This window comes from Pseudotamlana agarivorans (assembly GCF_001642835.1).
In the GTDB taxonomy this organism is placed as follows: domain Bacteria; phylum Bacteroidota; class Bacteroidia; order Flavobacteriales; family Flavobacteriaceae; genus Pseudotamlana; species Pseudotamlana agarivorans.
Map to the genome: position 1 here is coordinate 77,275 of NZ_LXEI01000001.1, position 15,930 is coordinate 93,204.

General features: G+C 35.9%; 13 protein-coding genes and 1 riboswitch. Of the genes, 3 read left to right on the top strand and 10 right to left on the bottom strand.

The features are described 5' to 3' along the window. The first annotated feature begins 120 nt into the window (after positions 1-120). The 3 genes from pta (at position 121) to A6I66_RS00335 (ending at position 4,573) form a co-directional block, all read left to right on the top strand. Positions 121-2,211 (top strand): phosphate acetyltransferase, encoded by a 2,091-nt coding sequence (pta, locus tag A6I66_RS00325; RefSeq protein ID WP_067144715.1) that lies wholly within the window; start codon positions 121-123, stop codon positions 2,209-2,211. 2 nt (positions 2,212-2,213) lie between these two features. Beyond that, positions 2,214-3,401 (top strand): acetate/propionate family kinase, encoded by a 1,188-nt coding sequence (locus A6I66_RS00330; RefSeq protein ID WP_067144717.1) that lies wholly within the window; start codon positions 2,214-2,216, stop codon positions 3,399-3,401. 575 nt (positions 3,402-3,976) lie between these two features. Continuing rightward, a complete protein-coding gene (locus A6I66_RS00335) occupies positions 3,977-4,573 on the top strand; it encodes a YceI family protein (protein ID WP_067144719.1) in 597 nt (198 codons plus the stop codon). Between the two features lie 90 nt (positions 4,574-4,663). Here A6I66_RS00335 and A6I66_RS00340 read toward each other — a convergent pair whose 3' ends face one another. The 10 genes from A6I66_RS00340 to A6I66_RS00385 all read right to left on the bottom strand — a co-directional run bounded on the left by A6I66_RS00340 (position 4,664) and on the right by A6I66_RS00385 (position 15,928). Continuing rightward, positions 4,664-5,389: a head GIN domain-containing protein gene (locus A6I66_RS00340; protein WP_245683408.1), complete on the bottom strand. Its 726-nt coding sequence runs from the start codon at positions 5,387-5,389 to the stop codon at positions 4,664-4,666. 17 nt (positions 5,390-5,406) lie between these two features. Then, positions 5,407-6,504: an acyloxyacyl hydrolase gene (locus tag A6I66_RS00345; RefSeq protein WP_067144723.1), complete on the bottom strand. Its 1,098-nt coding sequence runs from the start codon at positions 6,502-6,504 to the stop codon at positions 5,407-5,409. Positions 6,505-6,538: 34 nt separating this feature from the next. Continuing rightward, on the bottom strand, positions 6,539-7,495 hold the full coding sequence (gene metF, locus A6I66_RS00350) for a methylenetetrahydrofolate reductase [NAD(P)H] (RefSeq protein WP_067144725.1): 957 nt from the start codon (positions 7,493-7,495) through the stop codon (positions 6,539-6,541). An 895-nt stretch (positions 7,496-8,390) separates the two neighbouring features. Continuing rightward, a complete protein-coding gene (gene metH / locus A6I66_RS00355) occupies positions 8,391-11,063 on the bottom strand; it encodes a methionine synthase (protein WP_084399352.1) in 2,673 nt (890 codons plus the stop codon). Next, a complete protein-coding gene (locus A6I66_RS00360; protein ID WP_067144728.1) occupies positions 11,063-11,344 on the bottom strand; it encodes an antibiotic biosynthesis monooxygenase family protein in 282 nt (93 codons plus the stop codon). Before A6I66_RS00360 ends, metH begins: the two co-directional genes overlap by 1 nt. A gap of 12 nt (positions 11,345-11,356) precedes the next feature. Then, positions 11,357-12,370: a homocysteine S-methyltransferase family protein gene (locus tag A6I66_RS00365; protein ID WP_067144730.1), complete on the bottom strand. Its 1,014-nt coding sequence runs from the start codon at positions 12,368-12,370 to the stop codon at positions 11,357-11,359. A gap of 64 nt (positions 12,371-12,434) precedes the next feature. Then, positions 12,435-12,562, bottom strand: a riboswitch (SAM riboswitch). Between the two features lie 78 nt (positions 12,563-12,640). Then, positions 12,641-13,531 carry a cysteine synthase CysM gene (gene cysM / locus A6I66_RS00370; protein ID WP_067144732.1) on the bottom strand — a complete coding sequence of 297 codons (891 nt, stop codon included), beginning with the start codon at positions 13,529-13,531 and terminating at the stop codon, positions 12,641-12,643. Next, positions 13,515-14,261, bottom strand: coding sequence for a serine O-acetyltransferase EpsC (epsC, locus tag A6I66_RS00375; RefSeq protein ID WP_067144734.1), 747 nt, complete (start codon positions 14,259-14,261; stop codon positions 13,515-13,517). Before epsC ends, cysM begins: the two co-directional genes overlap by 17 nt. Before the next feature lie 18 nt (positions 14,262-14,279). After that, positions 14,280-15,332, bottom strand: coding sequence for an NAD(P)/FAD-dependent oxidoreductase (locus A6I66_RS00380; protein ID WP_067144736.1), 1,053 nt, complete (start codon positions 15,330-15,332; stop codon positions 14,280-14,282). A 17-nt stretch (positions 15,333-15,349) separates the two neighbouring features. Beyond that, on the bottom strand, positions 15,350-15,928 hold the full coding sequence (locus A6I66_RS00385) for a precorrin-2 dehydrogenase/sirohydrochlorin ferrochelatase family protein (protein ID WP_067144738.1): 579 nt from the start codon (positions 15,926-15,928) through the stop codon (positions 15,350-15,352). Positions 15,929-15,930 lie beyond the last annotated feature (2 nt).

Genomic DNA, 15,930 nt, shown 5'->3' on the forward strand with positions numbered 1-15,930 from the left:
TCTTTATATAAACAACTACCTACTAATTTTGCTTCAGGAAATAATCCTTTAGCAATTTCAATTCATTCATTTAATTATAAGTGACATAAATTAACTTGTTAAACTAGTAAACAAAAAAAAATGAGTAAAGGAATTTATGTAGCAACCATTGAGCCTAATAGCGGAAAATCTGTTGTTGTTCTTGGTTTAATGCGTATGCTACTAGGTAAAACAGCGAAAGTAGGATACTTCAGACCTATTATTGAAGATACTGAAGAAGGCGAAGTAGACAACCATATAAACACGGTGATGTCTTATTTCGAAATCGACATCAATTACAAAAAAACATTCGCCTTTAAGCGAAGTGAAGTCCTCGATTTATACAACAAAGGAAAATCGGGAGATGTTATAGATGAAGTTATAAGAAAATATAAATACTTAGAAGAGCGCTTTGATTTTATATTGGTTGAAGGCACCGATTTTTCTCATGAAAATTCAAGTTTAGAATTAGACATCAATACGCTTATTGCTAAAAACTTAAGCTTACCTGTCATTCTAGTATCTCGTGGTGATAAGCCTGTCATTTCTGAAATAGCCGACAATGTACAATTGGCTTACGACACTTTTAAACAAGAAGTCGAGGTGATCTCCATTATGGCAAATAAGGTAACACCTAGCTCGGTTACCGAGTTAAAAAAACAACTAAAAGAACGTATTCCAGAAGGCACCGATGTTTCGGTTATTCCTAATATACCAAGTTTAGCAAATCCAACCATCAAAGAAATTATTAACCAAGTGGATGGGGAAGTACTTCTTGGAAAAGACTCGCTAAACAACCAAGTTGATAGCGCTATTTTAGGAACCATGCAGTTACGCAACTTTTTAAAACACATAAAAGACAACTGCTTAATTATTACCTCTGGTGATAGAGCCGACATTCTTTTAGGTGGTATGCAAGCGCATGTTTCTAAGAATTACCCTAAAGTTGCTGGTATTGTGCTTACTGGTGGTTTAATTCCAGAAGACACCATTTTAAAATTAGTAGAAGGCCTTTCTAGTGTAATTCCTATTATTAGTGCTAAAGAAGGCACTTTTACTACGACCAATAAAATTGGAAAGATTAAAACAAAAATATACGCCGATAATATTGAAAAGATTGAAACAGCCATTGCTTCTTTCGAAAAACATGTTGATACTGATAAATTGGCTAATGATTTAATCACCTTTAAATCTGGAATTTTCACACCAAGAATGTTTCAATACAACTTGCTTCAACGTGCCTTAAAAAACAAAAAACATATTGTTTTACCAGAAGGTTACGACGAGCGTGTATTAAGAGCTGCTGCTCGATTAATTGATGCTCATGTGGTAGACTTAACTTTAATTGGTGAAAAAGATAAAATTCAAGAGATAATTACAAGACAAGATATCCCTTTAAATTTAGAGGATGTTAATGTGATTATCCCTCAAGAATCTGAACATTTTGAAGATTACGTCAACACTTTTTATGAATTAAGAAAGCATAAAAACGTAAACCTTCAAATGGCTAAAGATACCATGTGTGATGTTTCGTATTACGCAACTATGATGATTTACAAAGGACATGCCGATGGTATGGTTTCTGGTGCCGTTCATACTACACAACACACATTAAGACCTGCGCTTCAGTTTATTAAAACTAAACCAGGTGTGAATATTGTATCTTCAGTATTCTTTATGTGCTTAGAAGATCGTGTATCTATTTTTGGTGACTGTGCCATTAACCCGAACCCGAATGCAGAACAACTGGCTGAAATCGCCGTGTCTTCTGCACAAACCGCTCAAGACTTTGGTGTAGAACCTAAAGTGGCTTTATTGTCTTACTCTTCAGGTTCATCAGGAAAAGGTGAAGAGGTAGATAAAGTAAGAAAAGCAACAGAACTTGCTAAAGAAAAAGCACCTCACATGAAAATTGAAGGTCCTATTCAATATGATGCTGCTGTTGATATGCGTATTGGTAAAAGTAAATTACCAGATTCTGAAGTTGCCGGACAAGCTAGTGTGTTGGTTTTCCCTGATTTAAATACAGGAAACAATACCTATAAAGCCGTACAAAGAGAAACTGGCGCCTTAGCCATTGGCCCAATGTTACAGGGTTTAAACAAACCGGTTAACGATTTAAGTAGAGGTTGTACTGCCGACGATATTTACAGTACAGTAATAATAACAGCTATTCAAGCTCAAGATATATAACAATGCAAGTATTAGTTTTAAATTCTGGGAGTTCATCCCTAAAGTATCAATTAATTTCAATGCCAGAAGAAACCATTTTATGTTCAGGAATTATTGAACGTATTGGTTTAGATGATGCCATTTTTAAATATAAAACCGACAAAGATTCTGTTGATCTAATCACTGCTATTCCTAATCACAAAGTAGGATTAGAGTTAGTAGCAAAACAATTATTAGATGCCGAAACTGGTATTATTAAATCAACAGACGATATTGCCGTAGTAGGACATCGTGTGGTACACGGTGGAAAATATTTTAGTGATACCACTGAAATTACCGCTGAAGTTAAAGAAAAAATAAAAGCTTTAATTTCATTAGCACCGCTTCACAACCCTGCAAATTTAGAGGGTATTGAAGTCGCTGAAGCTATTTTCCCTAACGCAAAACAAGTGGCGGTTTTCGATACGGCTTTCCATCAATCTATTCCTGAGAAAGCGTATTTATATGCGATTCCTAAAGCCTATTCAGACGAACATAGCATTCGTTTATACGGATTCCATGGTACCAGCCATAAATATGTTTCAGAAAAAGCTACCGAATATTTAGGCGATAAAGCATCAAACGTAATTACCATTCACTTAGGTAATGGTTGTAGTATGTCGGCTGTAAAAGACGGTAAATGTATCGATCACTCATTAGGCTTCTCCCCTGTTAACGGTTTAATTATGGGAACGCGTTCTGGTGATATCGATCAATCCATCATCTTCTATTTAGCTAAAAAGCTGAATTATTCTTTAGATGAGATCAACACGCTTTTACAAAAGAAAAGTGGTATGCTTGGTTTAACCGGTTATAGCGATTTAAGAGATATTCAAGCTGAAGCTGAAAAGGGCAATAAAGATTGTCAGCTTGCTTTAGCCATGAACACCTACCGCATTAAAAAATACATTGGTAGCTATGCTGCGGTGTTAAACGGATTAGACGCTATCGTTTTCACAGCTGGAATTGGTGAAAACTCTGATTTGGTTCGAGAAATGGTATGTGAAGATATGGATTTCTTCGGATTAGAATTAAACAAAGAAGAAAATGCGAAACGATCTGGTGAGATTCGTGAGATTAACTTGCCAACATCAAAAGCCAAAATTTTAGTGATTCCAACTAATGAAGAGCTAGAAATCGCAAAACAATCGGTAGATTTATTCGAAAATTAATCATCTCAAAATGATTTTACATCATTTTGTAGCATAGATTAATCCTACATTATAAACCCGCAGCTAAAAATTTTAGTTGCGGGTTTCTTTTTTGGGTATAACAGCAATCCTAAAGTTACACCAGTTTTTAGTTGAAATTACTGTAAAAGAAAATAGCTGGTTTTATATGAGGAATAAAAATAAAGAATAGCCTTAGTTATAGTTTCTTTTTATTCTGAAAGAAATGGTAAAATATAAACTTTGGACTAAACCATAACGTTCTGCAAGTTACCTACTCGTTAAATTATTGCTGAATGTTTCATTTCAATAACAATATAAAAGCTTTTTTTAAACCAAATTTAACTTTATGACAAAAGCTATCTGCCGTGGCAATATCTTAGTCTATTAAACCACTAATACACAGGGATTAAATTGAAATGTTAAAAAAAGTAAAAAGATTTGCAATTACATAATACTTAAAAATTAATTAAAAAACAACCTTAAATTACGAATACAATAATTCAAACATGATAAAAATCATAATATAACAACAACAAAGAACTGATATTTGCATCATAATCTAAACCCATTAACTCATGAATACGCAAAATATCATAAAAAGACTAGTAAGCTTAATCGTTGTAGTAGGTTTTACAATGAATTTCTCTCAAGCACAAATGTTACAGCTTGAAAATCAAGAATCACATCTTACTGTATTTGGAAGTTCTAATCTGCATGGTTGGAAAGTAGATGCTAAAACTAAAAATGGTTCTATCGGTTTTAATGATTTAGAATCTTGTGATATTACTCATTTATCACTTGCTGTATCAGCCGAAAGTTTAAAGGGAGTAAAATTAGGAATAACTGAAACAGCAACTGAGACACTAAAATCAGATCAATACAAATACATTTTATTTACTTTAAAGGAAGTGACCAATGTAACTCCTAAAGGAAATGGTCAATTTGCTGTTCAAACCATAGGCGATTTGGTCATTGCAGGAACTAGTAAAACGATACCATTAGATTTTAATGTGGACATAGAAAAAGGAAATGTAACCCTTGCAGGAAACGCAAAATTAAAACTATCTAGCTTTAACCTAACACCTCCAAAAAGGTTGATGGGAACTATCAAAGCCAAAGATGATATTGTATTAAGATTTGAAACTAACTTCACTGAATCCCCAATATTATAAACCTTAAAAGCCTTTACTTCTGTTATTTGAATTAGTCTATGAAGTAAAGGTTTTTTTATGTCTAAATTTTAGATCTATCCTTACGATAACCTACTCAAAAATTAATCGGCCTTTATAATCTTCTTCAACATCAACAACAGGAGGTTTATTAATAGAAATTATATCACCCGTACCCACGATCTTTCCTATAAGTTCTAGGTGCGGGTTTATTATGATGTCATTAGAACTTCGATTATAGGCCCATACTTTTTGCACCACCAATTCCCGACCTTCAAAACGAGAGGTTCCCGAATAAAACGACACACTCAAACTTTCTGTTTTTCCCTTCACATAAGCATTGGAAAGATTGTTAAACACAAATTTTAAACTGCTGTTATCTACTTCCAAATAAAACTCACCATTGGTATAGGTACCTGGAGCACCATAATTTTCAGAAAACAGAGCGAGTTCTGGATAAGTTAAAACCCCATCAGATTTAATATCGCGCTGAGTAGAACTTCTAATTTCTGTAATATTAGGAGCCGTAACATAAACAATTGTAGTATGATAGTCACGAATAAGGTTACAACTATTAGCATCGGTAAGGGTTAATTGGCCATTTTCAACCATAGCGCTCACATCAGGCATTAAATTTTTTCCGGTTTCAATAAGGACCTTTTGAGGCGAACCTTCTTTAATGATAAGTTCAATGTCTTTGTTTACCAATATGGTTTCAAAAGAATCCACCGTCACCTCTTTTTGAATTACTGATCCTGCTGTTTGAAAACAGTCGTTAGCCGATTCGCTATCACAAGCGAAAATCAATATACAGCTCATTATATAGAACAGTTTTTTCATAATCTTACTCCCACTCCAAATTCAACAGCTTCCGCCTTAGCGCCATGTGATTTAATACTCACTTTTCCGAAAAATTTGTTTCCAAAATATTGCTTAATACCTAACCTCAAATAGACACGACCTTCAAAATCGTAAGGATAATAAGCATAATACCCTAGTTGCCCGATAACCGACATCTTATTTATAAATAATTCATGACCTACAAATATACCAACACGCTTGTAATCTTCGTCGCCCGAAACATCAACTTCAGGAAAAGCCACGCTGTAATATTCAACTAACTCTTTTAGGGCTTTGGTTATAAATACTTCGGTTCCTAATTGAAAAGCACTTTTTCTAGTGATGCGTTTATCTACAGCAAATGAAAGGTTATAAAACGGAAATTGTCCACTTCCCACCACATCATTTTCAGAAACCCCGCTACTAAAGGTAATGTTATAGCGGAACGGCTCGGTAAACTTCTTATCATTTTCAGCCAATGTATGTTGGTATGGCAAAGGTTCCTCATCAATATTATAGGTAAGACCTACATTGAGTAATATAGAATTGGTACTGGTATTTGGCGATTTCACACTACCGTTAGAATAGTGAATTAAGGTCAAACCAGCTTGTACCCCAAAACGATCAAACAGTCGTTCTTTTCTATAATTAAGCATCACAAAAGTACTACTTAACAATTTTGAGCCAAAAGCCACATTTCTATAGTTTTCGACTTTATCGTATGGGTTTTCGGTATAAGCAACCCCTTGCCCAACACGAAACATGAGATGACGTTTTAAGAAATATAGATTATAATGTGCATATAAGGCTGCTAAACTCCCCAGATACTCATTTTTCATGTTTTGATACACATAAGTTACCCCAAAATCTGGATAATTATAACGCTGTTCCCAGTCTTCAAAACCGAACGTTTTTCGATTCCAACTTAACATATAGCCTTCAGGGTGCCCCGTAATTAAATGGGCTATATCCGGATTATGTTCAGCAATATTTCCGTAGAAATAACTTAAATCAATGGTAGAAGTATGTTTTTTTTCTTGTGAGAATCCAACAGAAAAAATCAAGCAACACAAACAAGCATAAAGAAACTTCATTTACAGACTTCTAAAACGACAAATGTAAATGAAATTAAAATAAAGCCGACGCTATCGACTGTATGTTGTCGCTCTTACCCATAGAATAATAATGTAAAAACGGCACACCAGCATCTCTCAATTCTTTAGACTGCTGAATAGCGAATTCAATCCCTACTTCACGTACAGCCTTATTGTCTTTACAGCCTTCAACAGCCTCAATTAATTCTTCTGGTAAGTCAATTTTAAAAACCTGAGGTAAAATTTGTAAATGGCGTTTTACAGCTATAGGTTTAATTCCCGGAATAATAGGCACCGTAATACCAATTTCACGCGCTTTATCTACAAACTCAAAGTACTTTTTATTATCAAAAAACATTTGGGTCACCACATAATCTGCTCCTGCATCTACCTTAGCTTTTAAGCGTTTTAAATCGGTATTAAGCGACGGAGATTCCATGTGTTTTTCAGGATAACCTGCTACACCCACACAAAAATCGTAATTGTGTTCTACCTGAATATCGTCATGTAGATACTGGCCTTTATTCAAATTTGAAATTTGCTGAACCAATTCGCTAGCATAGGCATTTCCGCCTTCAGTTGGTACGAAATACGATTCATCCTTTCTAGCATCACCACGCAAAGCCACCACATTATCAATGCCTAAATAATGGCAATCAACCAACACATATTCGGTTTCTTCTTTAGTAAACCCACCACAAAGCAAGTGCGGAATAGCATCCACCTTATATTTATGCATAATTGACGCACAAATACCCACAGTTCCTGGACGCATACGCGTAATGCGCTTGTCCAATAAACCATTACCTCTATCGACATACACATATTCTTCTCTAGAAGTTGTGACGTCTATAAATGGCGGATTAAACTCCATTAACGGATCGATATTATTGTATAAATCTTGAATGTTTTTTCCTTTTTGAGGCGGAATAACTTCAAAAGAAAATAATGTTTTTCCGTTTGCTTTTTTAATGTGATCTGTTACTTTCATAAGAGGCCTCCCTTAATCCCTCCAAAGGAAGGAAACTGTTACGGGATATGTGTTATTATTTTATACTTTTTCTTTTCTTTCTAGTTTTCCTCCCTAAGCCTCCATTGCGCGCAGTCGAAATGGGGAGGTTAGGTGTTTTCTAAAATTTGGGCGTTACCAATCCCGATAGCTATCGGGAGGTCGGGCTTTACGTTGCAAGTCCCCGCTCGTACCTCGCTGTGGGCTTTCCACTGCAATCCCTAACGCGAGCTACTCCTGCAAAAGACCTTTCAGGTTTTAAAAACCTGAAAGGTCTATATCATATTAAGCCTTTCGAAATATCTAATATCGTATAAATATTAAAGGTTTCGACAAGCTCAACCTGACAGTCTCTTTTTAAATTAACGCCGTTTCTCAACCACTTTTAACCCAAATCACAGAACAAAGTTCTATGATGTTAATCAATTATGTGAAATAAGCAACCGTTAAAGCAGTAAGTGTAAGCATCAAAAGTTGAATAAAGAAAACAATCTCTGTTCTAAGTTTTTTCATGATTCTATTTTTACTGCAATATTCTTATTTCATTCTATCCAATTCGTTAGTTTAATAAAAATTAATTGTTAAGTTAAATGCCTTTTCTTTAACAAAAAGAGACTTTTAATTAGCAATTATTCTTTTTCTTGGTTTTCCATTGCAACCCCAACACGCGTCTCTCCGATATAAGACCTTTCAGGTTTTTAAAACCTGAAAGGTCTTAAAAACTTATCTTATAACAAAACCATTACAATGGTCAACATCATAAGCCTCAACTAATCGCTCCAGAAGAGGGAAACTGTTACGGGATATATGTTATTATTTTTTACTTTTTTCTTTTCACTCGAGTGTTCTTCCCCTTCGGGGAAGTTAGATGGGGCTTCTACTCTGCTATATTAGCGTGCAACCACTTTCTAGCTTTCTCCTTAGTAATCCCTTTACGTTCGCAATAATCGGTCACCTGGTCGTCGGTAATTTTACCTAAACCAAAATATTTAGCTTCTGGATTTCCAAAATAGTAACCCGAAACAGCTGCTGCTGGCCACATGGCTAAACTTTCGGTAAGGGTAACCCCTATTATTTTTTCAACATCTAACAATTCCCAAATGGTTTCCTTCTCTAAATGATCGGGACATGCTGGGTAACCTGGCGCCGGACGAATACCTTTGTAACTTTCTTTAATTAAATCGTCGTTACTTAAATCTTCATTAGCAGCATAGCCCCAATGTTTCGTTCGTATTTGTTTGTGTAAATATTCGGCGAAAGCTTCAGCAAAACGATCGGCAATGGCTTGTGCCATAATACCATTATAATCATCGTCTTTGGCTCTATAGCTATCGGCTAGTTCTTGTGCACCAAAAATACCCACGCAAAATGCGCCCATATAATCGGTTTTTCCAGATTCTTTAGGTGCTATAAAATCGGCTAAAGCATGATTAGGAATCCCTTCGCGTTTCTTTAATTGCTGACGCAACGTTCTAAAAACAGCGATTTCCTCACCTTTTTTCTGAATAGAAATATCGTCATCATTTATCGAATTCGCTTCAAACAAGCCAAAAACAGCTTTTGCTTTTAAAGATTGTTTAGCTATGATTTCTTTAATCATTTCCTGAGCTTCGTTGTACATGATAGTCGCTTGCTCGCCAACCACCTCGTCAGTCAAGATATCAGGATATTTTCCGTGTAAATCCCAGCTTCTAAAAAACGGACTCCAATCGATAAAAGGCACTAAGTCCTTTAAACTGATTTGTTTCAACATCTGAATACCTAATTCGTTAGGTTTTACAATTTCAGAGGTTTCCCAATCAATTTTATATTTTCTTTTGCGGGCTTCTTCTATAGAGATATATGATTTTTCTTTACCTCGCTTTAAAAACTTGGTTCTAAAATCATCATAATCGGCCTTCATTTTCGCCACGTATTCGTGCGATGTTTTCTTGTTCAGTAAATCACCAACAACGGTTACCGCTCTCGATGCATCATTTACATGTACTACAGCATTGTTATACTGCGTATCAATTTTTACAGCCGTATGTGCTTTTGATGTCGTTGCCCCACCAATAAGTAAAGGCAATTTGAAATTTTGACGCTGCATTTCCTTAGCTAAGTACACCATTTCATCAAGCGATGGTGTAATTAATCCTGATAACCCGATAGCATCTACACGTTCGCTTATAGCAGTTTCAATAATTTTTTCTGGTGGCACCATAACCCCCATATCTACAATCTCGTAGTTATTACAAGCCAAAACAACACTCACGATATTTTTACCAATATCATGTACATCACCTTTTACTGTGGCCATTAATATTTTACCAACAGGTTCTTGTTTGTCTGTTTTTTCAGCTTCAATAAACGGATTTAAATAAGCTACGGCCTTTTTCATCACACGTGCCGATTTCACTACCTGAGGCAAGAACATTTTTCCCGCTCCAAATAAGTCACCAACAACGTTCATCCCGATCATTAAATGACCTTCAATAACATCAATGGGTTTTTCGGCTTCTTGTCTGGCTTGCTCGATATCTTCAATAATAAAAGCATCAATACCTTTAACTAAGGCATGAGTGATTCTATCTTGTAATGGGTTTTCACGCCAAGTTAAATCGACTCCTTTTTCTGTTTTTGATCCTTTTACGGTTTCAGCAAAATCTAATAAACGCTCGGTAGCATCATCGCGACGGTCTAAAATCACATCTTCAACATGCTCTAATAAATCCTTAGGGATATCATCATAAACCTCTAAAAGTGCTGGATTTACAATCCCCATATTCATACCAGCCTGAATGGCGTAGTATAAAAATACCGAGTGCATCGCCTCACGAACACCATCATTTCCTCTAAATGAAAACGATACGTTACTCACTCCACCACTCACACTTACATTTGGTAAATTTTCACGAACCCAACGCGTGGCTTCGATAAAATCGATTGCGTTTCTGCGGTGTTCTTCCATTCCTGTTGCTACAGGAAATATGTTTAAATCGAAAATAATATCTTCAGAAGGGAAGCCTACTTCATCAACCAAAATATCATAAGAACGTTTTGAAATTTCAATACGACGCTCGTAATTATCGGCTTGACCAACCTCATCAAAAGCCATAACAATTACAGCGGCACCATAACGTTTTATTAATTTGGCTTCTTGAACGAATTTTTCTTTTCCTTCTTTTAATGAAATGGAGTTAACCACACATTTTCCTTGCACCACTTGAAGACCAGCTTCGATAATTTCCCATTTCGAACTATCGATCATAATCGGCACACGACAAATATCAGGCTCAGCAGCAATTAAATTCAAGAAACGAATCATGGCTTCCTTACCGTCAATTAATCCGTCGTCGAAATTAATATCAATAATTTGCGCACCACCATCTACTTGATGACGTGCAATATCCAAAGCTTCATCGTACTTTTCTTCTTTAATTAAACGAAGAAATTTACGAGACCCCGCTACGTTAGTACGTTCTCCTACATTTATAAAATTGCTGTTTTCGTTCAGAACTAAAGGTTCTAAACCGGACAATTTCATGTATTTGGTTTGTTTTATTTTCATTATCTATAGTGTTCTACTGTTGGAAACGGTTCGTAAAAATGGTGTAATAATGCTTTCCATTGTAGATATTCCTCAGATTGTCTAAATCCGATTTCATGATCTTCGATTGTTTCCCAGTTTACTAATAAAATATATTTATCGTCTTGCTCTACACATTTTTTTAATTGGTGTGAGACGTAGCCTTTCATTGATGAAATGATTTTTTCTGCTTTTTTGAAATTGATTTCAAACTCAGCTGAAAGTCCTTCCTTTATGTTTAATATGGCTACTTCTAATATCATTTTGCTGCTCTTTTAGTGAGATGCTGAAACAAGTTCAGCATGACGGCGTGGCTTATATTTAGCGGCTAATTTTGCAATAACGCTAATATGTTCTGGTGATGTTCCGCAACAGCCACCAATAATATTTATTAAATTTTTCTTTAAATATTCTTCAATTTGCTCGCCCATTTCCTCTGGTGTTTCATCGTATTCCCCAAAAGCATTTGGTAAACCAGCGTTAGGGTGTGCTGAAATAGCAAAATCGGTTTTATTCGCAATCGCTTCCAAATGCGGTTGTAATAAATTAGCACCTAAAGCACAATTAAATCCGATAGACAATAAAGGAATATGTGATACCGAAATTAAAAAAGCTTCGGCCGTTTGCCCTGAAAGTGTTCGTCCAGAAGCATCGGTAATCGTACCACTTAACATGATAGGAATATCGATATTGCGTTCTTCCTTTACTTCTTCAATAGCAAATAAGGCTGCTTTAGCGTTTAAAGTATCAAAAACAGTTTCAACTAAAAGTAAGTCCGCACCACCATCCATTAAAGCTTCCACTTGTTGCTTGTACGCGATGCGTAATTCATCAAAAGTAACTGCTCTATATCCAGGGTCGTTAACGTCTGGCGACATACTTGCTGTTCGGTTAGTTGGCCCGATTGAACCTGCTACAAAACGTGGTTTGTGTGGCTCTTTAGCGGTAAATTTATCGGCAACTTCCTTGGCTATTTTAGCCGACTCGTAGTTGAGTTCGTAAACCAAATCTTCCATTTGATAATCGGCCATAGCAATGGTGGTTCCCGAAAAGGTATTGGTTTCAACAATATCAGCACCAGCTTCAAAATATTTGGCGTGGATTGTTTTAATGGCTTCAGGTTGCGTGATAGAAAGCAAATCGTTATTACCCTGCAATGGTGTAGGGTAATCTTTAAAGCGTTCGCCTCTAAAATCTTCTTCAGTAAATTTATATGCTTGTAACATGGTGCCCATGGCGCCATCTAAAACTAAAATGCGTTCTTTTAATGCTTGGTGTATACGCGACATTATATTATGTTTCTAGACGTTTTATCTAATTATAATGTCATCAAGGAAAGTTTAAACTTGCTCCTCGTTATCTTCCTGTAAACATCCTGAAAACATATTTAGGACAAGCAGTAGAATGTAGCACCTTCTTTACAAGATAAAGGGTTGCCAAGGCTTCAACGGGTCTAATCCCTCTACCTTTCTTGATAACATTAGTACGTTAATGAACTAGCGCACAAAAGTACTAACTATATTCCTTTATTCACACTAATTTCACAAAAATTACGAGGTTTACTCAAATAATGTAGACGATAAATAGCGATCGCCTCTATCGCAGATAATGGCCACAATTACCCCTTCTTCGATAGTTTCGGCAATTTTTAAGGCACAAAAAACAGCACCTCCGCTACTCATCCCAGCGAATATCCCTTCTTCTTTTGCTAAATTAATGGTTGTTTGTTTGGCATCTTCTTCCGAGACATCGACAACAATATCTACCTTTTTAGGTTCAAAAAATTTAGGCACGTATTCTGGTGACCATTTTCTAATCCCTGGAATTTTTGCTCCATCGGCAGGCTGAGCGCCAACTATGGTAATATTTTTATTTTGCTCTTTTAAGAATGTAGACACACCCGTTATCGTTCCGGTTGTTCCCATAGCAGAGACAAAATGTGTGATGTTATGATTGGTAGCCTCCCAAATTTCAGGACCAGTCGTTTTATAATGCGCTTTCCAATTGTCTGGATTTTCAAACTGATTTAAAAGCACATAACCTTTTTCATCACGAAGTTTAAAAGCCAAATCACGAGAACCTTCAATACCAATATCGGCAGGAGTTAAAATAACCTCAGCACCATAGGCACGCATGGTTTTAACACGCTCTTCCGTAGAATTTTCAGGCATGATTAGCACCATATTTAAGCCTAACAACCTAGCTATAAACGCTAAAGCAATACCGGTGTTTCCGCTAGTAGCTTCAACCAGAGTGCCCCCTTTTTTAATGTCGCCACGTTTTAAGGCTTCATTAATCATGTTAAAAGCGGCACGGTCTTTTACACTTCCGCCAGGGTTATTGCCTTCTAATTTTAAAAACAAACGCACCCCTTTTTTAGAAATTAGGTGCGTTGCTTCTACTAATGGTGTATTTCCTATTTGGCCAATGATACTATGCTCGTATGCCATTTTTTCGTGGTCTGATTTTTATTTCGGTTTGATAAGTAACCAAAGAGTCTTCTGGTACAGATTGGGTAATCCAAACGTTGGCACCAATGATGGAATTTTTACCAATAACGATATCACCGCCTAAAATGGTTGCATTCGCATAAATGGTCACATTCTCCTCTATGGTTGGGTGTCTTTTGGTTGACGCCAAGTCTTTAGAAACTTGAAGTCCTCCAAGTGTTACCCCTTGATAAATTTTCACGTTTTTTTCTATAATGGAGCTCTCTCCAATTACAATCCCTGTTCCGTGATCGATATAAAACGATTCGCCAATGGTTGCTCCTGGATGAATATCGATACCTGTAATACCATGAATATATTCACTCATCATTCGAGGTAAAATATGAATATCTAATTTATAAAGCGCATGGCTTAACCTGTAAATAGAAATGGCATGAAATCCTGGATATGCCAAGTAAATTTCCTCTAAACTGTGTGAAGCCGGATCGTTACACTCAAATGCGATGGCATCTAAATCTAACTTACGTCTTACTTCAGGAAGTTGTGTTTCAAACTGCCCCCAAAGATTTTCGCCGTCTTCGATAGACAGTTTTTTAAGGATTTTTAAAAATGTTTTTTTTAAATAAGGCTTACGGTCTTTAGCTTGTTCTTCATCGAACAGAGCATAAAACAAACGCTTAGTAAACGTTTTTACGGTGTCTTTTAAGCAAACATTATAACTTTTATTCACAGGTTAGCTTGTTTTTATCTAATTAATAGCTTGAACAACTGCTTTTGGAGCTTCTTTACGAGAACCATCGAAACCATCAATACCACTTACTGTAGTGTATTTCAACACATACTTTTTCCCTGGATTGATAATTCTATAGGCTGCTTGACACATTAATGTTGCCTCGTGGAAACCACAAAGAATCAGTTTTAATTTTTCTGGATATGTATTCACATCTCCAATAGCAAATATACCTGGAATATTAGTTTGGTAGTTTAAGGAATTGTCAACTTTAATAGCATTTTTCTCTATTTCTAAGCCCCAATTTGCAATAGGTCCTAATTTTGGAGACAATCCGAATAAAGGAATAAAGTGATCGGTTTCAATCTGACTTGCTTCACCATCTTTTACAACAGTTACCGCTTCAATTTTTCCGTTACCATGTAATTCTTTTACTTCAGCAGGTGTGATTAAGTTGATTTTTCCAAGTTTGGTTAATTCACCAACTTTTTCAACAGAATCTAAAGCACCTCTAAATTCATTTCTTCTGTGAATTAAAGTCACTTCTGAAGCCACATCCGCTAAGAAGATGCTCCAATCTAAGGCAGAATCTCCACCACCAGAAATTACTACTCTTTTATCTCTGTAAAATTCTGGATCTTTAATGATGTACTCCACACCTTTATCTTCATAATCAGCGATACCTTCGATAGCAGGTTTTCTAGGTTCGAAAGACCCTAAACCACCAGCAATAGCCACTACTGGTGCGTGGTGTTTTGTACCCTTATTAGTCGTAACAATAAAAGAACCATCTTCTTGTTTTTCGATTGTTTCTGCACGCTCACCTAAAGTAAATCCAGGTTCGAATTGTTTTCCTTGCTCTAACAAATTGTTTGTTAAATCACCTGCTAATACTTCTGGAAATCCAGGAATATCATAAATCGGTTTTTTAGGATAAATTTCTGAACACTGTCCACCAGGTTGTGGTAAAGCGTCAATTAAATGACATTTCAATTTTAATAATCCAGCTTCGAATACTGTAAATAATCCTGTTGGCCCCGCGCCAATTATTAGTATATCTGTTTTAATCATCGTATGGTTACTTTTACTTATTTTTCAATTAATCCTTTAGTGAACTCGTTAAGTTTTTCAACTTTTTGTTCGAAATCACCTTTTATAGTTTTTCTATATTCATTTAAGTTCTTCACTAAATCATCTACATTTTCGGGGATGACATCTTCAAAAAACTGACGTAAACGTTTTGCTGTTGTTGGCGACTTTCCATTGGTTGAAATCGCAACTTTCACGTTTCCTTTAGTAACGATTCCACCCATATAAAAATCGCAATACGGCGGATTATCGGCTACGTTTACTAACAAGCTTTTTGCTCTACAGTGTTTATGAACTTTAATATTTACTTTAGGCTTATTGGTTGTTGCGACTACAATATGTTGGCCTTTTAAATATTTTTTCTTGTATTTATCTTTAATTAAGGTGACATCACCTTTTTTCGCTAGGGCTATGGTTTCTTCGCGAAACATTTTAGACACCATCGTCACATGAGCATCAGGGCTAGATTTTAAAAGAAAGGTTAATTTCTCTTCGGCCACATAACCACCACCCACAATAAGAATATTTAAACTTTTAGCTTTTAAGAATATCGGATACAGGTTGTTTCTTTCTTCCATCA